The 20,539-nt window shown below is 63.9% G+C and carries 15 protein-coding genes and 1 tRNA gene; 9 read left to right on the plus strand and 7 right to left on the minus strand.

Annotated features, from left to right (window positions below):
* Nucleotides 1–113: 113 nt before the first annotated feature.
* The 4 genes from L858_RS0105665 to lexA all read left to right on the plus strand — a co-directional run bounded on the left by L858_RS0105665 (nucleotide 114) and on the right by lexA (nucleotide 4,380).
* Nucleotides 114–752 (plus strand): YqaA family protein, encoded by a 639-nt coding sequence (locus L858_RS0105665; RefSeq protein ID WP_022682178.1) that lies wholly within the window; start codon nucleotides 114–116, stop codon nucleotides 750–752.
* Nucleotides 753–763: 11 nt separating this feature from the next.
* Nucleotides 764–2,326 carry an apolipoprotein N-acyltransferase gene (lnt, locus tag L858_RS0105670; protein ID WP_022682179.1) on the plus strand — a complete coding sequence of 521 codons (1,563 nt, stop codon included), beginning with the start codon at nucleotides 764–766 and terminating at the stop codon, nucleotides 2,324–2,326.
* A 58-nt stretch (nucleotides 2,327–2,384) separates the two neighbouring features.
* Entirely contained in the window at nucleotides 2,385–3,590 is a 1,206-nt protein-coding gene (metK, locus tag L858_RS0105675; RefSeq protein WP_022682180.1) for a methionine adenosyltransferase, read from the plus strand.
* Nucleotides 3,591–3,708: 118 nt separating this feature from the next.
* A complete protein-coding gene (gene lexA, locus L858_RS0105680) occupies nucleotides 3,709–4,380 on the plus strand; it encodes a transcriptional repressor LexA (RefSeq protein WP_028055853.1) in 672 nt (223 codons plus the stop codon).
* Here the strand turns inward: lexA and L858_RS0105685 are convergent.
* Nucleotides 4,341–6,461, minus strand: coding sequence for a ComEC/Rec2 family competence protein (locus L858_RS0105685; RefSeq protein ID WP_037504412.1), 2,121 nt, complete (start codon nucleotides 6,459–6,461; stop codon nucleotides 4,341–4,343). The two genes, lexA and L858_RS0105685, sit on opposite strands and share 40 nt — an antisense overlap.
* Before the next feature lie 87 nt (nucleotides 6,462–6,548).
* Here L858_RS0105685 and gltX point away from each other — a divergent pair, with 87 nt between their 5' ends.
* Nucleotides 6,549–8,003: a glutamate--tRNA ligase gene (gltX, locus tag L858_RS0105690; protein WP_022682183.1), complete on the plus strand. Its 1,455-nt coding sequence runs from the start codon at nucleotides 6,549–6,551 to the stop codon at nucleotides 8,001–8,003.
* Between the two features lie 18 nt (nucleotides 8,004–8,021).
* On the plus strand, nucleotides 8,022–9,308 hold the full coding sequence (locus L858_RS0105695) for a citrate synthase (RefSeq protein ID WP_022682184.1): 1,287 nt from the start codon (nucleotides 8,022–8,024) through the stop codon (nucleotides 9,306–9,308).
* 52 nt (nucleotides 9,309–9,360) lie between these two features.
* On the opposite strand, the gene L858_RS0105700 is transcribed toward L858_RS0105695, so the two are convergent.
* The 4 genes from L858_RS0105700 to L858_RS0105715 form a co-directional block, all read right to left on the minus strand.
* Nucleotides 9,361–10,740 (minus strand): sensor histidine kinase, encoded by a 1,380-nt coding sequence (locus tag L858_RS0105700; protein WP_022682185.1) that lies wholly within the window; start codon nucleotides 10,738–10,740, stop codon nucleotides 9,361–9,363.
* Nucleotides 10,740–11,834: a DUF2336 domain-containing protein gene (locus L858_RS0105705; protein WP_081643303.1), complete on the minus strand. Its 1,095-nt coding sequence runs from the start codon at nucleotides 11,832–11,834 to the stop codon at nucleotides 10,740–10,742. Before L858_RS0105705 ends, L858_RS0105700 begins: the two co-directional genes overlap by 1 nt.
* A gap of 40 nt (nucleotides 11,835–11,874) precedes the next feature.
* On the minus strand, nucleotides 11,875–13,047 hold the full coding sequence (locus tag L858_RS0105710; protein ID WP_022682187.1) for a hypothetical protein: 1,173 nt from the start codon (nucleotides 13,045–13,047) through the stop codon (nucleotides 11,875–11,877).
* 79 nt (nucleotides 13,048–13,126) lie between these two features.
* Nucleotides 13,127–13,429: an Hpt domain-containing protein gene (locus L858_RS0105715; RefSeq protein ID WP_022682188.1), complete on the minus strand. Its 303-nt coding sequence runs from the start codon at nucleotides 13,427–13,429 to the stop codon at nucleotides 13,127–13,129.
* Nucleotides 13,430–13,509: 80 nt separating this feature from the next.
* Between L858_RS0105715 and L858_RS0105720 the strand changes: the two genes are divergently transcribed.
* The gene (locus L858_RS0105720) at nucleotides 13,510–16,182 is read left to right on the plus strand and encodes a coiled-coil domain-containing protein (RefSeq protein WP_028055857.1); all 2,673 of its coding nucleotides are present in this window, start codon (nucleotides 13,510–13,512) and stop codon (nucleotides 16,180–16,182) included.
* Nucleotides 16,183–16,202: 20 nt separating this feature from the next.
* Here L858_RS0105720 and L858_RS19740 read toward each other — a convergent pair whose 3' ends face one another.
* Both L858_RS19740 and L858_RS0105730 read right to left on the minus strand, forming a co-directional pair.
* Nucleotides 16,203–16,820 (minus strand): hypothetical protein, encoded by a 618-nt coding sequence (locus L858_RS19740; RefSeq protein ID WP_022682190.1) that lies wholly within the window; start codon nucleotides 16,818–16,820, stop codon nucleotides 16,203–16,205.
* 118 nt (nucleotides 16,821–16,938) lie between these two features.
* A tRNA-Leu gene (locus tag L858_RS0105730) sits at nucleotides 16,939–17,023 on the minus strand.
* Nucleotides 17,024–17,213: 190 nt separating this feature from the next.
* Here L858_RS0105730 and zwf point away from each other — a divergent pair.
* Both zwf and edd read left to right on the plus strand, forming a co-directional pair.
* Nucleotides 17,214–18,677, plus strand: a complete 1,464-nt coding sequence (gene zwf / locus L858_RS0105735; RefSeq protein WP_022682191.1) for a glucose-6-phosphate dehydrogenase — start codon at nucleotides 17,214–17,216, stop codon at nucleotides 18,675–18,677.
* Nucleotides 18,670–20,496 (plus strand): phosphogluconate dehydratase, encoded by a 1,827-nt coding sequence (edd, locus tag L858_RS0105740; RefSeq protein ID WP_022682192.1) that lies wholly within the window; start codon nucleotides 18,670–18,672, stop codon nucleotides 20,494–20,496. The genes zwf and edd overlap by 8 nt, the downstream gene beginning before the upstream one ends.
* The last annotated feature ends 43 nt before the right edge of the window (nucleotides 20,497–20,539 follow it).

Raw genomic sequence — 20,539 nt, forward strand, 5'->3', positions numbered from 1 at the left:
TAGCGACTCTATTCTGCCGGCCACCCTCGATCAAGCGCAGCCACAAACATCCCTGCCGCGCCGTTGTCTGAAAGCGCTGGATAGCATTCCCATTCTCGGCTAGGCCCGCCACGATGCTCACCAAGCTCTATCAATGGACGCTGGCGAAAGCCGCCCACGCCCATGCCGAACGCTGGCTCTTCGCCATCAGCTTTATGGAGTCGAGCTTCTTCCCGATCCCACCGCACCCGCTGCTCGGCCTGATGTGCCTCGCCCGGCCGGAGCGCGCGATCCGTTTCGGCTTCATCTGCACCCTGGCGTCGGTTCTGGGCGGTCTGTTCGGCTATGCGATCGGCCATTACCTCTATGAAGCGCTAGGCCAGCAGATCCTTCAGGCGTTGGGCCTCGCCGCGAAATTCCCGGTCGCCGCCTGCTACCTGCGCGATTACGGAGCAGAGATCATCCTGATCAAGGGCGCCACGCCCATTCCGTTCAAGCTCATCACGATAACGGCAGGCTTCATCGGCCTTTCGCTCTTCACCTTCCTTTGGGCGAGCATCCTTTCGCGCGCCTTCCAGTTCATGCTTGTCGGCTTCCTGTTCTGGAAGTTCGGCCGCCCTATCAAGGCATTCATTGAGAAATATCTGGGCCTGCTCTCCGCAGCATTTCTGCTGCTCGTTGTCGGAGGCTTTATCGCCGCCTCGACGCTCTCCGGCAACCACGGCGACAAGAGCGACAAGTGCAGTCACGCCACCATAGCCACCCTGCGCTAGTCCGCGCCCCCATGCATTACATCATCACCCGCCATCCCAAGCTCGCTGCCCTGCTCGCCGGATTCATCGCGGCAACAGGCTTCGAGCCGCTCAAGCTCTGGCCTGTCACCCTCGCCTGCTTCGCGCTGCTCATCGCGCTGATCGAGCGCGCGCCCGACCGTCGCTCCGCCTTCCTGCGCGGCTGGTTGTTCGGCGTCGGCCATTTCACGCTCGGCCTCAACTGGATTGCCCACGCCTTCACCTTCCAGGACGCGATGCCGCACTGGTTCGGCTACGGCGCGGTCGTCCTGCTGTCTCTTTATCTCGCGGTTTATCCCGGCCTCGCCACGTTGGGCGCCTGGTGGCTACAAAGCAGCGTTTTCCTGCCGAGGCAGAAGCACGGAAATCTCACCGTGCCCCTCCTCTTCGCGGCCACCTGGCTCGCAACAGAATATCTTCGGGCTGTCATCTTCACAGGTTTCGCCTGGAACCCGTTGGGGGCAACGCTGCTGCCGACCGGCATCGCCATCGCCTCAACCCTCATCGGCACCTACGGCCTGGGCGCCCTCACCATTCTTGCGTCCGGCGCACTTCTCCTCGTCTCGCGCCGCCAGTTCACGCCCGCCGCAGCCATCGCCGTCCCCCTCCTGGCGCTTGCTGCATGGGGCCTGTTATCGCCAGCACCGCCCGCCGGGACAGGCGCCCCCCGCATCCGCGTCGTTCAGCCCAACATCGGCCAGGACGAGAAATATTCGCCCGAACTGGAGCAAGCACATTTCCGCACCCTGGCGACGCTCTCCGGCACGCCTCGCCCGGCGCCCCGCCTGATCTTCTGGCCCGAGGCGGCGATCCCCGCCTATCTCGATATGGAGCCGGAATGGCGCACTCGTCTCGCTAGCCTGCTCGGCCCCGGCGATCTGCTGATGACCGGTGCCACCAAGGTCTATTTCAAGCAGGTCGAAAAGAACGGCTATGCTGAAAATGTGCTGGCCGGCGCGAACAACAGCCTGTTCGTCGTGACGCCCGACGCTCGGCTCGCCGCGCGCTACGACAAGTCGCATCTCGTACCCTATGGCGAATATCTGCCGATGCGATCGATCCTCCAGCCGATAGGCCTCTCCCGCCTCGTTCCCGGCGACGCCGATTTCTGGCCGGGTCCCGGGCCCCAAAGCCTCACCCTGCCCGCAACGCTCGGCCGCCCGGAACTCAAGATGGGCGTGCAGATCTGCTACGAGATCATCTTCTCGGGCCAGGTCGTCGACTCCGCGCATCGCCCCTCCTTCCTCTTCAACCCCTCGAACGATGCCTGGTTCGGCAGTTGGGGTCCCGTCCAGCACCTGGCCCAAGCCCGCCTTCGCGCGATCGAGGAAGCGCTGCCGATCATCCGCTCCACGCCGACCGGCGTCTCCGCCGTGATCGACGCCCGCGGCCATGTGCTGAGCGCACTCGGCCTCCACCGCGCAGGCTTCCTCGACACCGGCCTTCCCTCGGCGCTGCCGCCGACCCTTTTCTCCCGCCTTGGGAATTGGGCGCCCTTCCTCTTCATGGCGCTTCTCCTCGCTCTCGCCATTGCCACCCGCAGAACGACCCGCTAATAGCCACATAAACTTTTCTTTATGTCGCTTGTCCGCACTGCGTGCTAACGGGAGTCCCATGCGCAACAATTATCTCTTCACCTCGGAATCAGTGTCCGAAGGCCATCCCGACAAGGTCGCTGACCAGATCTCCGACGCCATCGTCGACCTGTTCCTTTCGAAGGATCCCGAAGCGCGCATCGCGTGCGAAACGCTGACCACGACTCAACTCGTCGTCCTCGCCGGCGAAATCCGCTGCAAGGGCGTCTATGAAAATGATGCCTGGGCTCCCGGTGCCCAGGAAGAGATCGAACGCACCGTCCGCGAAACGGTGAAGCGCATCGGCTATGAGCAGGACGGCTTCCATTGGGAAAGCTTCCGCTTCGAAAACAATCTTCACGGGCAGTCCGCGCACATCGCGCAGGGCGTCGACGCCGCTGGCAACAAGGATGAAGGCGCTGGCGACCAGGGCATCATGTTCGGCTTCGCCTGCGACGAAACCCCCGACCTCATGCCCGCCACGCTCGACTACAGCCACAAGATCCTGGCGAAGATGGCCGCCGACCGCCACTCCGGCCGCGCCCCCTTCCTTGAGCCGGACGCCAAGAGCCAGGTCACGCTGCGCTTCGAAAACGGCAAGCCTGCCGCCGCCACCGCCATTGTTGTCTCGACCCAGCACGCGCCCGGCTATGATCAGGGCGATAAGGAAGCCGAACTCAAAAACTATGTGAAGGGCGTCGTCGCCGAGGTTCTTCCCGGCGAACTGCTCTCGGCCGAGACGGTGTACCACATCAACCCGACCGGCAGCTTCGAAATCGGCGGCCCCGATGGCGATGCTGGCCTCACCGGCCGCAAGATCATCGTGGACACCTATGGCGGCGCTTCGCCCCATGGCGGTGGGGCCTTCTCGGGCAAGGACCCGACTAAGGTCGATCGCTCCGCCGCCTATATCACCCGCTACCTGGCGAAAAACATCGTCGCCGCCGGCCTCGCCCGCCGCTGCACGATTCAGCTCGCCTATGCGATTGGCGTTTCGGAACCTTTGTCGCTTTATGTCGACACCCATGGCACCGGAACAGTCGCCGATGACCGCATCGAAAATGCGATCAAGGGCATCACCGAGTTGGGAGGCCTTACCCCGCGCGGTATCCGCACGCATCTTGGCCTCAACAAGCCGATCTACCAGCCGTCGGCGGCCTATGGCCACTTTGGTCGCAAGGCGGAAGGCGACTTCTTCCCCTGGGAGCGCACTGATCTGGTGGAAAAGCTCAAGGCCGCCCTTTAAACTTTTTTCCGTTATCGAAGAAGGGCGCGAAACCTGTGTTTCGCGCCCTTCTTAGTTGCTTGACTTCCCCTTTTTCGTTTCCTATGCGTTCTCCATCCGTTCCAAGGAGGGCACGCAGATGTTGACACCCAAGCAACAGGAATTGCTCAGCTTCATTCAGATCCGGTTGGAGGAAGACGGCGTGTCTCCTTCCTTCGAGGAGATGAAGGAAGCGCTCGACCTGCGTTCCAAGTCCGGCATTCATCGGCTTATCAACGCACTGGAGGAACGCGGCTTCATCCGGCGGCTCGCCAATCGCGCTCGTGCGCTGGAGGTGCTCAAGCTTCCCGAAGCCATGCATCGCGCGCCAAAGGCGGTAGCTTCGTCAAAGCCGCAACTGCCCGCCAGCCCTCCTATGGCGGCTAATGACGTCGTTGAAATCCCGCTCCATGGACGCATCGCCGCAGGCGTGCCGATCGAAGCGCTGGAGGGGCAGAATATGCTCTCGGTGCCCGCCGCGCTGCTTGGAGCCGGCGATCATTATGCTCTCGAGGTCGCCGGAGACTCGATGATTGAAGCAGGCATATTGGACGGCGATTTTGCATTGATCCAACGCACCGAGGTCGCGCGCGAGGGGGAGATCGTCGTGGCGCTTGTCGAGGAAAGCGAGGCGACGCTCAAATATTTCCGCCGGGAAGGGCCAAAAGTCCGGCTCGATCCGGCCAACAGCGCCTATGAGGCGCAGATCTACGATCCGCGTCAGGTTCGCATTCAGGGCCGATTGGCTGGGCTGTTGCGGCGATATAACTGACGATCGGTCGGCCGCGCCCTACTCGGTGGCGCGGCTATCCAGGGATGCTCGTCACCGACTGTCCTGACGGTGCGGACGCCAGGATCGTCGAGATAGATGGCGAGTCCGCCAGTATGATGGAGCAGCCACTTGTCTGCCTTCAGCCAACGGGGACGACAGCTGCGCGGAAGACGGCGGTCGCTGACCACAATGTCCGCGCCGGCACAATCATGCGCCAGCCGTTGGGCGTCGACCATCGTGCTGGAACGGGTAACCAGCAGGCTCCACATCCGGTCCGGTCCTTTGAGGTGAACGGCGCACAGATCGACCGAGCATCTCGCCTGCGACAGCGAAGCGATGGCTTCCAGGGCACCATCATATCCAGCGCTTTCGCCCATGCTGTCACGAATATAGTCGCCGGCACCCTCGCGAAGGATCGCCATGGCGCCGCTTTCCGTGCGTATCGCCACATGCCGGCCGTCGCCCGTGACGAGGATGGCGGGAGGCGCATTCAGCCCGATCATGACCATCCCGGTCGCCACTGGCAGCAATCCCGCCCATCTCCATGCAGTCCGCCACAGCAGACACCATAATCCACCCATGACGATCAGACCGAAGCTCGCCGCCGATTGGATCGGCGCAGCCATTACCGCCCATGGGCTCGCGGAAATCGAATGAGCGATCCACAATAGCAGGTCCAGCGCGCGCGATGTCAGCCACCAGAACGGCGCGCCCAGTCCCAAGATGTCGAATAGCAATGCCGCCGCCTCCAACGGCATGACGACAAAAGTCGTGAGCGGTATCGCGACGAGGTTCGCCAGCGAGCCGAGCATCCCTGCCTTGTGGAAATGGAACAAAGCAATGGGAGCGAGGACCAGTTCCACCGCCAGACCGGTAGCAAGCATGACAGCAAGTGATCGGCCGGCCTTGCGCCATACCGCCTCGTCCCTGCCGCCGGCGAAGGCGCGAAAGCGCGGATGCTCGCTCAGCGATACCAGCGCGATCACGGCGGCAAAGCTCATCTGAAAACTTGGTCCAACCAAGGCCTCTGGCCATAGCAGCAAGACGACTAACGCTCCTGCCGCCACCAGCCTCAGCGTAAGGGCATCCCGGCCCAATGCCAGTCCGCCCAGGACCAGCAGTGCCGCGACGCAGGACCGGACCGTAGGCACCTCCGCGCCGGTCAGAAGCGTGTAGCCTATCCCCGCCAGGGCGCCGCCTGCCGCCGCGATCAGCATCAGTGGCCAATCGAGCGCAGCGCGACGGCTGAGTGCCATGCATCGCGTCAGGATGAACACGACGGCCGCGATCAGCGCCGTGACATGCAGGCCACTGATCGACAGCAGATGCGCCAGGCCGCTGCGCCGCATCGCGTCCGCATCCTCCAGCTCAATGCCGCCCTGATCCCCGGTCGCCAGAGCAGCCGCAATCCCCGCGCCCTGCCCTCCGGCCTGCTGAAGGATATGCGCAAAGAGGCGCGAACGCAGCGGAGGTTCCATCGTTGCCGGCTCCAGAACGGCAACGGGCTTGAGCGCCCGGCCTGTCGCGCCGATGCCTGAGAAATAGGCGCGCATCGCAAAGTCATATCCGCCGGGCAGGTTCGGTGGAGCAGGCGGCATCAGGCGCGCGCGGAACCTGATTACAGCCCCTTCTCCCACACCTCCAGGCATGTCGCCGTCCGCGATATTCACGCGAACCAGCCGGGGCAGGTCCGGCCTGCTGCGCGGTCGAACGAGAATGCGACTCATCCGCTGCGCCGGCACGCTATTGACCGCCTGAACCTCGCCCACCATCTCGACAAAGGCCGGTCGAGTGAGGGCAGGCTGTCCCCAAATGATCGCCTTGGTCCAGATCAAAAGGCAGCCGAAGGCCGCCAGAAACCCGCCGAGAATGAACAACCGCCGCAGCCTGCTGCCTGCCGGCAGCAGCAACGCCGCGCAGCACAGACCCACCATCGAAATACAAAAGGTAAGCCATTCCAAGCGATTAGGCAGAACCATCCAGGCGACTACGCCAAAACCGAGCGCTACCGGAACCCAGAGCGCCAGCTGCTCCCGCTCCTGCTCCAGCCATCCCTCCAATCGCGTAAAACAGGCCTGCATTCTCCGCTCCACATTCCCGGAAACGGAGGTTTGTCGTGGCTCAAAAGCCATGCTAGGGGGCGCAGCGATCATGGATGGGCAGGACGAATGTCGGGGAATGAAGCGGTGAGTGCGAAGGGTTCGGACAGACAGGTAGTAACCCGTTTTGCGCCGTCGCCTACCGGTTTTCTTCATATCGGCGGCGCGCGGACTGCTCTTTTCAACTGGCTGTTCGCGCGGCACCATGGCGGCAAGTTCCTGCTGCGCATCGAAGACACGGATCGTGCCCGTTCCACCGAAGAAGCAGTAGCTGCGATTTTCGACGGTCTGGAATGGCTCGGGCTGATGGGTGATGAGCCAGCGATATTCCAGTTCGAGCGCACGCCCCGCCATGCCGAGGTTGCCCACCAGCTGTTGGCTGCCGGGCACGCTTATCGCTGCTACGCCACGCCTGAGGAACTCGCCGAACTGCGTGAACAGCAGCGGGCGGCCAAGCAGCCGATGCGCTATGATGGCCGCTGGCGCGACCGCGACCCCTCGGAAGCTCCGGCGGGCGCGCCCTTCGTGATCCGCCTGAAGGCGGCGCGCGAAGGTGAGACTGCCATCGAGGACGCGGTACAGGGCCGCGTGGTCGTGCAGAATGCAGAATTGGACGATATGATCCTGCTGCGTTCCGACGGCACCCCCACCTACATGCTGGCCGTGGTGGTCGATGATCACGACATGGGCATCACCCATGTGATACGTGGCGACGATCACCTCAACAACGCCTTTCGGCAGCTCGGCATCATCAAGGCGATGGGTTGGGAAGAGCCGGTCTACGCGCACATCCCGCTCATCCACGGTTCCGATGGCGCAAAGCTTTCCAAGCGCCATGGGGCGTTGGGTGTCGATGCCTATCGCGATGAAATGGGGATGCTGCCTGAAGCAGTGCTGAACTATCTCCTGCGCCTTGGCTGGGGTTATGGCGACGAGGAAATCATCGCTCGCGACAGGGCTGTCGAACTGTTCGACATCGGCGGCGTCGGCCGTTCCCCCTCGCGGTTCGACATCAAGAAGCTGGAGAACCTGAACGGCCATTATCTTCGTGAAGCCGACGATGCCCGCCTGGCGGAGCTGGTGGCCCCGCACCTAGCGGATCGCCTGGGACGGTCACTGCCGGACCACTGCTTGCCGCTCCTCGAACAGGCCATGCCGTCCCTGAAGCCCCGCGCGAAGACGCTTAATGAAATTGCGGAGGGGGCCGAATTCCTGTTCAAAAATTGCCCGCTCGATTTTGACGAAAAGGCTTCGGCTCTGCTAGACGAATCGGCGCGTGCGCTGCTGGGCAAGACAGCCGATGCTCTTGAGCCCGTTCAGTCCTGGACGGTCGAAGCAATCGAGGAAGCGATTCGCCGCGTGGCAGAGGATGCTGGATTGGGGCTGGGCAAGGTCGCACAGCCCCTGCGCGCGGCGCTGACCGGACGCACGGTTTCGCCGGGAATTTTTGACGTCCTTTTCCTGCTGGGGAAGGCGGAGAGCTTGGAACGACTGGACGCTGTAAGGCACGCATCGGCCGGTTGACGAATCAAGGAGAACGAGATGTCGGATAATAATGCTACGTTGGCCGTGGGCGGCGAAGCGAAGGACTATGCGATCCTCAGCGGTTCTGTGGGACCGCAGGTCATCGACGTCCGCAAGCTTTACGCGAACACCGGGATGTTCACCTACGATCCGGGCTTCACCTCGACGGCCAGCTGCGACTCCGGCTTGACCTATATCGATGGCGATGCCGGCGTGCTGCTGCACCGCGGCTATCCGATCGACCAGCTCGCCGAGCAGTCGAGCTTCATGGAAGTGTCCTATCTCCTCCTGAACGGCGAGTTGCCCTCGAAGAAGGAACTGGAGGACTTCACCCGCACGATCAAGCGCCACACCATGGTGCATGAGCAGCTGACCACATTCTACCGCGGCTTCCGTCGCGACGCGCACCCCATGGCGATCATGTGCGGCGTGGTCGGCGCGCTGTCAGCCTTCTACCATGACTCGACCGACATCAACGATCCGGAACAGCGCAAGATCGCGAGCCACCGTCTGATCGCCAAGATGCCGACGATTGCGGCAATGGCCTATAAATATTCGGTGGGTCAGCCGTTCGTCTATCCCCGCAACGACCTGTCCTACACCGCGAACTTCCTGAACATGACCTTCTCCGTCCCGGCGGAGGAATATGTCATCGATCCGGTCGTCGTCGATGCGATGGACAAGATTTTCACGCTGCATGCCGACCATGAGCAGAATGCCTCGACCTCGACCGTGCGCCTTGCAGGGTCTTCGGGCGCCAACCCCTTCGCATGCATCGCGGCGGGCATTGCCTGCCTCTGGGGTCCGGCGCATGGCGGTGCGAACGAAGCCGCGCTCAACATGCTTCGCGAGATCGGCACGGTCGACCGTATCCCGGAATATATCGCCCGCGCCAAGAACAAGGACGATCCGTTCCGCCTGATGGGCTTCGGTCACCGCGTCTACAAGAATTACGATCCGCGCGCGACCGTCATGCAGAAGACCGCCAAGGACGTTCTGGCGAAGCTCGGCGTCGACGATCCGATCTTCGACGTCGCCAAGGAACTGGAGCAGATCGCGCTCAACGATCCTTACTTCATCGAGAAGAAGCTCTACCCGAATGTCGACTTCTATTCCGGCGTGATCCTCTCGGCGATCGGTTTCCCGACCGAGATGTTCACCGTGCTCTTCGCCTTGGCTCGCACCGTGGGTTGGGTCGCGCAGTGGAACGAAATGATTTCGGACCCAGCACAGAAGATCGGCCGCCCGCGCCAGCTCTACACCGGCCCGTCGCAGCGCGACTATGTTCCGGTGGACAAGCGCTAAGGGGCCCAGCCTCACAAAGCGAAACGGCGCCTATCGGGCGCCGTTTTTCGTTTCAGCCGAGGGCGGGCAGCGAAAGGGTGAAGCGGGCGCCCCCACCCGGAGCCTCATCGACATGGATATCGCCACCCATCGCGCGAGCCAGGCGGCGGGAGATGAACAGCCCCAGGCCGCTGCCTCCCGGATCGTTGCGGCCGAGACGCTCGAACTTCGCAAACACACGTTCGCGGCTGTCGGCCGGCACCCCCTCGCCCTGGTCCAGCACCGCGATCCAGACCCGCTCTCGCTCGCGCCCGGTTTCCACGCGCACCTGAGAACCTTCGGGAGCATAGCGGATCGCGTTGCCGATCAGGTTCATCAGGATTTGCAAGGCTCGCCGGAACTCCCCAACCGCTGGCGCGACGATGTCGGCGGCAGGCGTGATGACGGCAATATCCCGCTGCTGTGCCTTCACGACCAGCAAACCGGCAGCGCGCCGCCCGAGATCGGCAAGGTCGATCTCTTCGGCAATCACCGTGAAGTCGGGCCTGTCGATCGCCTGAAGATCCGCCAGATCGTCGATCAGCGCCATCAGATGCCGTCCTGCCGTTGCTATGTCGCCGGCATAACCCGCATAGTCGGGCCTCAACTCGCCATGGCCCTGCGCGCCGAGGAGATCGGCATTGGCGATGATCCGGCCCAGCGGTTGCCGCAGCGACCGGTCAAGCCTTTTGCTGAACTCGGCGGGATAGAGGACCGTCGGCTTGGGCAGCACCAGCGGCGCGGTCACGGCCCGCTCCAACGGCAAGGCCGTGCCCCTATAGCCTAGCAGCTGCCCGCTGAGGTCAAACATGGGATAACCCGACAGGCGGTAGCTTTCCCCCTGCTTTCCGACCAGGCCCGCAAGCTGATCGTGGAAGGCGCGCCGCTGCGCAAAGCCGCGCAGGATGGCCAGATCGCCCTCGGCGTCGGGGTGCAATTCGAAATAGCTGGTAAAACGGCTGCCCGGCACCGGCGGCGACGCAGGCAGGGCACCTTCGCTGCCTGCCCCTTCCATCACCATCTGGAATCGAAGCTGGGTATCGATCTGCCACAGCCAGCCATCCGCCAGCGACGCGATATCCGCTTCCCGCCGGGCAAGATCAAGGGTCGCGGTGACCGCCGTGCGCTCATGCCAGTCGATGACAGAGAGTTGCACAAGCTCATCATCCGCCCGCGCCCTTACCCACATCTCGATATCGCCGCTATCGCACGCCGCGACCACTGGGCGGGCGACAGGAACATGCAGATGCGCAACCAGTCTCGCTATGGCGGCCAGCTGCGGGATCGCAAGCCGTTCGCCCAAGTCGCCGCCCGCCTCCCGCTGCAAGGAAAGCAGCGGTTCGTCGGCGCTGAGCAGCCGCCCATCAAGTGCGACGGTCGCCCGAACGATGGCGGGAGGCGCCAGCATGTGCATCAAACCATGGTCCGTCGCAGATGCTCCAGCTTGACCCGAAGCGCCGCTGGAGCGCGCAAGTTGCTGACCATCGCGTCGGCCTGGGCCTCGCTTATCTCCTGGTAGCGCGCCGCCTCTCCCACTATCCTCCCGTCGGAGAGGGTGGTACGTACCGGCCGCAGCGCCACCAGCAGCCGCCGGTAATCGGCGTCCGATCCGCCCAGCGCGCGGCACAGCGCCGCCACCTGCGCGACGGAGCCCATCACCAGTATGTCGGCGACCTGCATGCACTCCATCCGCAGCCGCCGGCCCGCCAGTGCCGCGAACAGCAAAAAGCGGCGCTGCGCCAGGGCAGCGCCGATCAGATCGGGCGCATCGGCCCTCTCCCCCAGCCTCTGCACGAGGCGGTCCGCCGCCGCGATCGGGCCAGCCTGCTCGTCATGCCGCCCCAGCATGGCCCAGCCCGCTTCTTCGAAGAGGGACAGCATCGCCTGCGCCTCCGCCGGATGGTCCTGCTGAGCGACAGCTGCCAGGCAAGCAGCTGCCGTCCAGACCAGTTCCGTATAATGGGCGGCAGGAAGGTCGGGGTGCATGGCCTGGTGCTCACCTCCAGCCATCAGCCAGCGCGCCTCCGCCAGAGCCATGGCGGCCAACGCTTCATCCAGCGCCTGATCCCCGGCGGCGAACAAGGCCTCCGCCTCCGTTTCCCCCGGATGATCTTCTGGGCGGCCGGTCTGGCGCAGCATCAGGCTCACACCCGCGCGCATCTGCATATGGGCCAGCAGAGCAGGCGAAAGAAGGGTCGGCTGTGCACATAACGCCGGCCAGCACAGCGGCTCTGGCCGGGCTGCCAGCAAAGCCGCACCCGCGGCGCTCGCCTCCAGGGAAAGCCGCAACCCGGTTTCGATGGCGGTGACGCATCCGCCAAGATGCCGCCGAGTCTCGACCAGCAAAACATCATTCCGCTCGCGCCCTTCCTCCGGAAAGAAGAACGCGAGATCAATGGCATGATCGATCGGCACGGCGGACATGCCGGGCCTGACTCGCGCCATCGGCCAGCTGTCCGCCATGCTCGGTCCGTTCAAGGGCGAAAAGGCGCTCATTGCGGCGACCATAGCCGCACGTCGTTAAAATGCACTAAACCCTAAGCAGAATTCACGGCTGATCGCGGCGCAGCAAGATCATCGCTCCGACCGAAGCGATGGCGCAGAAGGTCGCGACACTCGTCATGGGCGTGAGCGCGCCTGTCATGGCCGCCAGCAGCAGCAGGATCAGCGCGCTGGCTGGCGTGAAAATCATCCATGGCCTGATGCCGCCCGTCCTATGCCGCCGATCCGCCACTTGCACGATCGCGAGCAGCAGGGCGAGGTAGATTGTCCCCATCGTATCGCCCGACAAGGCGATGCCGAGCAGCGCGACAGCAGGCGTGACGAAGGCCGTCCAGCCCATGGGCGGTGAGCGGAGCGCCAGTTCGTCCAAACGATCGGCTATTTCCGCCAGCAGCAGCGCCAGCAACAACAGGCAAAATCCCGCGCCAACCCAGAGCAGTTCGATCGGCACCAGCCCGATCGCCCCCAGCACCATGGCCGCGATCCGCATTTGCGGCGCCGGCACCTGCATGCGCATCAGCGCCGGACCGACGAGCCGGGCCAGCGGAGCCAGCAGATAATGTTCGGCGCCGCCCCGCGACTGCTGGAGCCGGGGGCCGCTCGACAGCACCGCCTGCGCGGCGACATCAGCCTGTTCCTGCCCATCGACGAGAGCAACCCGCCCCTCCAGCAGATCATCCTGCGGCACCGTGACGCGTCGCGCACCGGCCTGAACCGCGCTACGCACCAGAGTCAGCGACAGGTCCCAGTCGCCGATCATATCGAGCGTGTTGAACAGCAGGTCGGGGCTGATCCGCGCCAGGCCGGCCCAGCGCTGCCCGGCGTCGATCCGTTCGAACGGCGCGCTCGCCCGGCTGTCGTCGGTTACCAGCAGCGCATTTCCTTGCCGCTCCGCCATCGCCTCGAAATGACCCTGCGCCACGATCGCGCCATCTGCGACCAGCAGCGTATCGGCGTCGCGCGGAGCATCGCGAACCATGGACACCATGTCGCGGATCAGCGCGACCGCGATACCGTCCGCCGAAAGACGATCGACGGCCTGCGACAAAGCAGGCGTAATCACGCTGACGACGATCATGATCCGGTCCGCACCAGCCCGCGCAGCTTGGCGTGCCTGATATTCCACCAGTGTCTGACCTGCGAAGTGCAGGCTGCCACGAAGCGGTGCAGCCGGATCACCGGACGTCCGGCTCGCGCTGAGAATGGCTGCAAATGTCATGCCGTTGAGAAACCGACCCGATCGTTGTTCGACCCACCTTTTTGCAAGCCGGGCGCCATCACGCAAGCCGGGTGGCGCTTCACCCCTCGGAAAGCTCATCCAGCATGGCGCGCAACCGGCGCAGCACGCGCGGATCACCGGGTGCCGAATCGGCTGCCTCGTCCGCCATCGCAATCAGGCTGCTCATGCCGAAACTCGCCGCCAGCCCCTTCAGCCGCCATGCGGCCAGTTCCCAGTTCGCGTCGCAGCGTGCCCGGCGTAGCAGATCGAATTGCCGCTCGGCGCTTTCCATGAAGGCGACGCGCAGGTCGGCAATCAGCGTACGGTCGTCGCCCACCGCAGCGGCTAGGGCAGCATTCAGGGCGCCTGGATCGTAGGACATAGGGCGAACGCTATCTGGCTTGCGTTAAGTTTTGGTAACAGGCCATTTTCGTTCGTCGAAAAGCTGCTAGGATGCGCGGCATGAATGGGGGCAGCACAATCGTCGAATTTTGGCGAGACAATAAGGCAGCGGCCGATAACGCCGCGCAGGCCGAGGATATCCTGCTTTTGGATCAGGCTGCACCTGATCTGGAGCAAGAGTCACTCGCCGCTGATGAGGCCGAAGGCTCCGTCCGCGGCGCGCAGATCGCGTTCCTAATAGCCGGGCTGGTTTGGCTCGTCTTCGCCGCTTGGGCAACCATATCGTCGGGCCAGTGGCAGGCTGGTCCTGCCGGGTGGCCGGGACTGGTTGCGACCATTCTCATCCCCCTGACGCTTCTTGGTGTTTGCTATCTTCTGCTCCTGCGCAACAGCCGCACCGAAGCGCGGCGCTATATCGACACGGCCCGAACGCTCCGCGCAGAGGCGGAGTTGCTTGAGCTTCGCCTTGGCCGGATCGCTCGTCAGCTCGAAACGGCGCGGCAGACGATGCACGACCAGGCCGAATTGCTCGACAGCTATGGCGCCGCCGCAAGCAGCAATATGGAGGCTTCGGCGGAGTTGATCGCCGGCCGGGCGAACAGCACAGCGGAACGCGCCGAAGCAGCGGAACAGGCCGCGCTCGCCCTTGTCCAGCGGATGGAAACGCTCATCGGCTCCATTCCAGAACTGGAGGATCGCGCGACTCGCATGGCCGCGCGGATCATCGACAATGGCCACGCGCTGTCCGAGCGGATCGACACACTGGAAGCCCGCCTGCATGCTCTCGGCGAACTGTCCGACGACGCTCGTACGCGCACACTTTCGGCGACCAAGAGCCTGTCCAGCCAGCTTACCCAGCTTCAGGAGGCGACACGGTCTGCCACGCAGGAGGTCAATGGCCTTGCCGATTTGGCCGCCAACCGGATCGACGTCACCACCCAGAATGCCCGCCTGGCGCTGGAGGATAGCCGTCAGGATATCGAGCAGCAGGCAAGTTCGCTCGAATGTCTGGTCGCCCGCATCCGCGACAATGTGTCCGACACCACGCGTTCGATGGCGGCGGCGCTGACGCGGGAACTGGACAATGCCGAAGCGGACGTGCGGCAGCGGCTCGAAGCGTCACTCGCCAGTGCGCGGGAAAGCATGGCTGCGACGGATGCTGACCTCTCTGCGCAGGCGGTATCGCTGCGCACGCTCATCGAAGAAGCACGTTCGGGCATCGTCGGTACCAGCCAGACGGCACTTGCCACCCTGTCCCGCGACGCACAGGCGATCGAGGCCGAGTTGCACGATCGGATCGCCGCTGCCGTGGCGCAAGCGCGTGAAAGCCTGAGCTTCACGGAGGCCGGAATCACGCGTCAGACCGAAGCGCTCGACGCACTGATCGCACGCTCCCGCACGAGCATTGAGGCAATCGGCAATGATTCTGTCGCTCATCTGGCGGATCATGTCGCGGAAGTTGAAAGCCGCCTGCATCAGATCAACGATCTGGTCGAGGGTCAACGGACGCTCGTTTCAGGGCTTCAGACCAACCTCAACGAAGCGGTAGACGCCGCGCAATCGCGCTTCACGGCGATGGAAGACGCCGCCCTCGCCCGCAACGAGCGGCTGACCGAGGCATTATCTCGCCTGACGGCTGAAACCCAGCGCATCGACAGCGCGCTCGCGCAAGGCGGTATCACGGCCGAAAAGCTGATCGGCAGTGCGGAAACCCTGCTGGTCGCGCTCGATTCGAGTGTGCGCGAGCTGGACGAAACCTTCCCCGCGGCGCTGGAGCGCTTTAACGGGCGCATCGAAAGCAGCCGGACTTTGCTCGACAGTGCAGCGCCCGAGATCGAACGGCTGGAGGCCATTTCCGAGGCACTCGTCGGACGCACGCAGGAGGCGGAGGAACTGCTCCGCGGTCAGGGCCGTCGCCTCACCGAATGGTTGGAAAGCACGCAGAGCGGCGTCGATGCCAATCGCGAGCTGGTCGAAAAGCTACGCACCGCGCTCGACAATGCGCATCAGGACGCGACCCGCATTACCGAGGGCGCCGGGCCGCTGCTGGTCACCGCGCTGCTCCGCGTCAAGGATACGGCGGATCAAGCAGCCGAACGCGCCCGCCAAGCCCTGAGCCGGGCCATTCCCGATGCCGCCCAGTCGTTGGCTGACGCCAGTGAGGCCGCCATGCAGCGGGCGATCGACGAAAAGGTCACCGCGCAGATCGAGATGGTCGCGCAAGTCGCGGAGGAAGCGGTCAAGGCCGCGCACCAGGCGTCCGATCGCCTGACCCGGCAGTTGCTGACGATCGCCGACACGAGCGCCGGGTTGGAGGCGCGGATCGAGGAAGCGCAGCGGGCAGCCGAAGACCGCGACCGGGAACATTTCGCCCGCCGCTCCGCGCTTATCATCGAATCGCTCAACAGCACCGCCATCGACGTCTCCAAGATTCTGTCGAACGACGTCACCGACTCTGCCTGGTCAGCCTATCTCAAGGGTGATCGCGGGGTGTTCACCCGCCGCGCCGTCAAGCTGCTCGACGCTGGTGAATCCCGCGAGATCGCGCTTCATTACGACAGCGATCCTGAATTTCAGGAGCATGTGAACCGCTACATCCATGATTTCGAATCGATGCTGCGGATCATCCTGTCGGCGCGAGACGGCAATGCGCTGGGCGTAGCGCTGCTCTCGTCTGACATGGGCAAGCTCTATGTCGCGCTGGCACAGGCGATCGAACGGCTGAGGCAGTAGCGCCAGCAGCCGCAGTAATATTATCGGGCGAGCGCGTCATTGGGATCGATCGCCCGTATAGCCGTCGTCGGTGGATTGACGTCGGCCGCTATCTGGGCCGCCGTTAGCGTTGCCGGCGCTTCCGAAGCGAGCGTTACTTCCCGATCCACATAGACGTCGAAAGCCGTGCCCGCCGGCAATTTGACCTCCTTGCCCCGGACCAGAAAGGCGAGCGGCAGGAAGACGACACCGGCTCCAACCGAACCTAAGGTTCCCGATCCCCCCTTCGCGTTCCACTCGCCGCGCACGGGCACCTCCGCCTGCCCCGCCTTCACCTTGCTGACGCTGATATTGAGCTTGCCCGACCTTCCGAAAAGCCCGTTATCCCTGGCCTGCGCCACTTCTCCCACGACGGGCGTTCCGGCCGGGATCAAGGTGACGCCGCCGATGGTCACGGCCTTGGCGACTGCAAGTTCGACCTGATCCCCCACCTTCGCCGATTTGGAGGAGATATCCTGCCGGGTTTCCAGCTGGATCCTCATGCCTTCAGGAAGGATCAGCGACTGCGCCTGCGCGCATTGCACATAAGCCAAGGAGAGCGCCGCCGTCGCCATGGCCAGCCGCTTCGCCCAAGCGATCCGGAATGCAGCGCGCCGCATGGACATCCTTTCCGCCCGGCGCAGATGGCCGCGCTGGACAGTCAACGAACAATTTACGCTTGAGGGTCCGGGCCGTCAACGAATGCGAGCGCCAGCATGCGCCGCATTTTTGAGAAGGTGGTGCGGGCGGTCGGAATCGAACCGACACTCCTTTCGGAACCGGATTTTGAGTCCGGCGCGTCTACCAGTTTCACCACGCCCGCGTCATGGTGGAGGCCAAATGGCAAAATCGACGCTCAGCGTCCAGTCGAAAAACGGACTTCGCGCCGATGCAATTCGCCTTGCACCGGTTGCGGTATGATTTTCACGCCTCTAGCCTGCTTGCGTAACGAGTGCCGCCTTGTATATGACGGCGCCGTGCAGACCTGAAACACTAGCGGAAAAGGGCTTCCTTTGACCGAACCGTCTGCCACGTTCCTGCTGTTCGGCGCCACCGGCGATCTGGCGCACAGGATGATCTTCCCCTCGCTCTACAATCTTCTCGCGGACGGGCTGCTGCCCCATGATTTCATGATCGTCGCGTCGGGGCGCTCGGAATTCACGGACGAGCAATTTCGGGCCGACATCGACAAGGCGTTGCAGAAGTTCCTGGGCTCGGATCGCTACGATGCGGCAACCGCCGCCAGGCTCCGCGCTTTGATCTCCTATCAGCCGGTCGAGGCGGGCAATGCCGCGCAATTCAAGGCGCTGGCCGATCGGCTGGACGGCCGACTGGACAAGGGCGTTTCGGTCTATCTATCGACCCCGCCCTCCCTGTTCGCGCCCACAGCTCAAGGTCTGGCAGACGCAGGCATCATCGCGCGCGACACCCGCATCGCGATGGAAAAGCCCATCGGCAAGGATCTCGCTTCATCGAAAGAGGTCAATGACGGCATCGGCGCTCTCTTCGCCGAAGACCAGATATTCCGCGTCGACCATTATCTAGGCAAGGAAACCGTCCAGAACCTGCTCGCGCTCCGCTTCGGCAATGTGATGTTCGAGCCGCTGTGGAACGCCACCGCCATCGACCATGTGCAAATCACCGTAGCGGAGACGGTCGGGCTGGAGGGCCGCGTCTCCTATTATGACGGCGTGGGCGCGCTGCGGGACATGGTGCAGAATCATGTGCTCCAGATCCTCTCGATCATCGCCATGGAGCCGCCTGCGCGCATGGACCCCACGGCCGTGCGCGACGAGAAGGTGAAGGCGCTCCGCTCGCTGCGCCCGATGTCCGCCGAAACTGTGAAGACAAACAGCGTGCGCGGCCAATATACGCCGGGCGCTGTCGGCGGACAGATCGTCACCGGCTATGCGGACGAACTGGGCAAGCCCTCCGAGACCGAAACCTTCGTCGCGCTGAAAGCTCATATCGACAATTGGCGCTGGCAGGGCGTGCCCTTCTACCTGCGCACCGGCAAGCGCATGCCCACGCGTCAGTCCGAAATCCTCATCCAGTTCAAGCCGGTGCGCCATTCGATCTTCGGCCGCAACGGCGGCGGATCGGGGCTGGAGCCCAACACGCTCATCATCCGCCTTCAGCCGGAAGAATATATCCGCCTGCTCATCATGAGCAAAAGGCCCGGCCTTGAACGCGAGGTGCATCTGGAGGAGGTGACGCTGGACGTGTCGCTGACCGCCGCCTTTGCCGGGCAACGCCGTCGTATCGCCTATGAGCGGCTGATCCTCGACCTGCTAGCCGGCGACCAGACGCTGTTCGTACGCCGCGATGAGGTCGAGGCGCAGTGGACCTGGATCGATTCGATCATCGCAGGGTGGAAACAGGCCGGGGTGAAGCCTGCTCATTATGCGTCGGGGAACTGGGGACCGTCTTCAGCCATTGCCCTTATCGAACGCGACGGAGCCAGCTGGAATGACTGATCTTCACCCCGTGATCGCAAAGGTCACAGAGCGCATCGAGAAACGAAGCGCGGCCTCGCGCCTCAAATATCTGAGCCTGATCGAGCGCGGGCGTGACGCGGGCACCAACCGGGCCCAGCTGTCCTGCGGCAACCTTGCCCATGGCTTTGCCGCCAGTGGTGAGGACAAGCCTGTCATCCGCACCGGCGCCGCCATGAACATGGGCATCGTCACCGCCTATAATGACATGCTTTCGGCGCATCAGCCCTATGGCCGCTACCCTGAGCAGATCAAGCTGGCCGCGCGGGAGGTCGGCTGCACCGCGCAGGTCGCCGGCGGCGTTCCCGCCATGTGCGACGGCGTGACGCAGGGGCAGGCGGGCATGGACCTCTCCCTCTTTTCCCGCGACACCATCGCGCTCGGCACTGCGATCGCCCTCTCCCACGCGATGTTCGAAGGCGCGCTGCTGCTCGGCATCTGCGACAAGATCGTGCCGGGCCTGCTGATCGGCGCGCTGCGCTTCGGCCATCTGCCCACCATCCTCGTGCCTGCAGGCCCCATGCCATCAGGCCTCGCCAATAAGGAGAAGGTGCGCATCCGCCAGCTCTATGCCGAGGGCAAGGTCGGCAAGGAGGAACTGCTGGAATCGGAAAGCGCCAGCTATCATGGCGCGGGCACCTGCACTTTCTACGGCACGGCGAACAGCAATCAGATGATGATGGAGATGATGGGCCTGCACATGCCCGCGGCCTCCTTCATTCATCCGGGCACCAAACTGCGGCAAGAATTGACGCGGGCGGCGGTGCATCAGCTTTCCCGCATCGGCTGGGACGGCGACGATTATCGCCCGCTTGGGGCTTGCGTGGATGAAAAGGCGATCGTCAACGCGATCATCGGGCTGATGGCGACGGGAGGCTCGACCAACCACGCGATCCACCTGCCCGCCATCGCGCGGGCGGCCGGGATCGTCATCGACTGGACCGATTTCGCCGAGATTTCCGACGTAGTGCCGCTGCTCGCGCGGGTATATCCCAATGGCTCGGGCGACGTGAACAATTTCCACGCCGCTGGCGGCATCTCCTACGTCATCCGCGAACTGCTGGACGCTGGCTTGCTGCATGGCGATATCTTGACCGTCGCGCGCGATGGCCTGGCGGCCTACGGCAAGGAGCCCGTGCTCGAAAACGACGCGCTGACGTGGCGCGATGTGCCGGAATCCCGGGACGAGAGCATATTGCGGCCGGTTGAGCGAGCATTCAGTCCGGATGGCGGCATGCGGCTGCTGACCGGCAATCTTGGCCGCTGCGTCATGAAGGTGAGTGCCGTCGATCCCGCTCGCTGGACGATAGAGGCGCCTGCCGCGATCTTCCAGGATCAGGACGATGTGCTCCACGCCTTCAAGGCGGGTGAACTGGAGCGCGACGTCGTTGTCGTCGTCCGCTTCCAGGGGCCTCGCGCCAACGGCATGCCGGAACTGCACAAGCTGACCCCGGCACTCGGCGTGCTGCAGGATCGAGGGTTCCGCGTCGCACTGTTGACCGACGGCCGCATGTCGGGCGCCAGCGGGAAGGTGCCCGCCGCGATCCACCTCTCCCCCGAGGCGCTGGGCGGCGGCCCGATCGGCAAGCTGCGCGACGGCGACCTCGTCCGGGTTTGTGCGCAGACCGGGCAGGTCGAGGCGCTGGTCGAGGCGGCGACATGGGATGCGCGGGAAGACCCGACGCCGCCCCCTACTCCCTATGATACCGGGCGCGAGTTGTTCGCCTTGTTCCGTCACCATAGCGACCTGGCGGAAAGCGGCGCCTCGCCGATCCTCGCCGCTATGGAAACCGAAGTCTAACGCCCATCATCATCTCATGCGAAAGAGCACGCCCTTAGCCTCA

It is taken from the genome of Sphingobium bisphenolivorans, from assembly GCF_000412635.1.
Classification (GTDB): Bacteria; Pseudomonadota; Alphaproteobacteria; order Sphingomonadales; family Sphingomonadaceae; genus Sphingobium; species Sphingobium bisphenolivorans.

Coding starts and splice junctions, on each gene's coding strand:
- L858_RS0105665 (WP_022682178.1), top strand. CDS start 114: ATGCTCACCAAGCTCTATCAATGGACGCTGGCGAAAGCCGCCCACGCC.
- lnt (WP_022682179.1), top strand. CDS start 764: ATGCATTACATCATCACCCGCCATCCCAAGCTCGCTGCCCTGCTCGCC.
- metK (WP_022682180.1), top strand. CDS start 2,385: ATGCGCAACAATTATCTCTTCACCTCGGAATCAGTGTCCGAAGGCCAT.
- lexA (WP_028055853.1), top strand. CDS start 3,709: ATGTTGACACCCAAGCAACAGGAATTGCTCAGCTTCATTCAGATCCGG.
- L858_RS0105685 (WP_037504412.1), bottom strand. CDS start 6,461: ATGCAGGCCTGTTTTACGCGATTGGAGGGATGGCTGGAGCAGGAGCGG.
- gltX (WP_022682183.1), top strand. CDS start 6,549: ATGTCGGGGAATGAAGCGGTGAGTGCGAAGGGTTCGGACAGACAGGTA.
- L858_RS0105695 (WP_022682184.1), top strand. CDS start 8,022: ATGTCGGATAATAATGCTACGTTGGCCGTGGGCGGCGAAGCGAAGGAC.
- L858_RS0105700 (WP_022682185.1), bottom strand. CDS start 10,740: ATGCACATGCTGGCGCCTCCCGCCATCGTTCGGGCGACCGTCGCACTT.
- L858_RS0105705 (WP_081643303.1), bottom strand. CDS start 11,834: ATGGTCGCCGCAATGAGCGCCTTTTCGCCCTTGAACGGACCGAGCATG.
- L858_RS0105710 (WP_022682187.1), bottom strand. CDS start 13,047: ATGACATTTGCAGCCATTCTCAGCGCGAGCCGGACGTCCGGTGATCCG.
- L858_RS0105715 (WP_022682188.1), bottom strand. CDS start 13,429: ATGTCCTACGATCCAGGCGCCCTGAATGCTGCCCTAGCCGCTGCGGTG.
- L858_RS0105720 (WP_028055857.1), top strand. CDS start 13,510: ATGAATGGGGGCAGCACAATCGTCGAATTTTGGCGAGACAATAAGGCA.
- L858_RS19740 (WP_022682190.1), bottom strand. CDS start 16,820: ATGCGGCGCGCTGCATTCCGGATCGCTTGGGCGAAGCGGCTGGCCATG.
- edd (WP_022682192.1), top strand. CDS start 18,670: ATGACTGATCTTCACCCCGTGATCGCAAAGGTCACAGAGCGCATCGAG.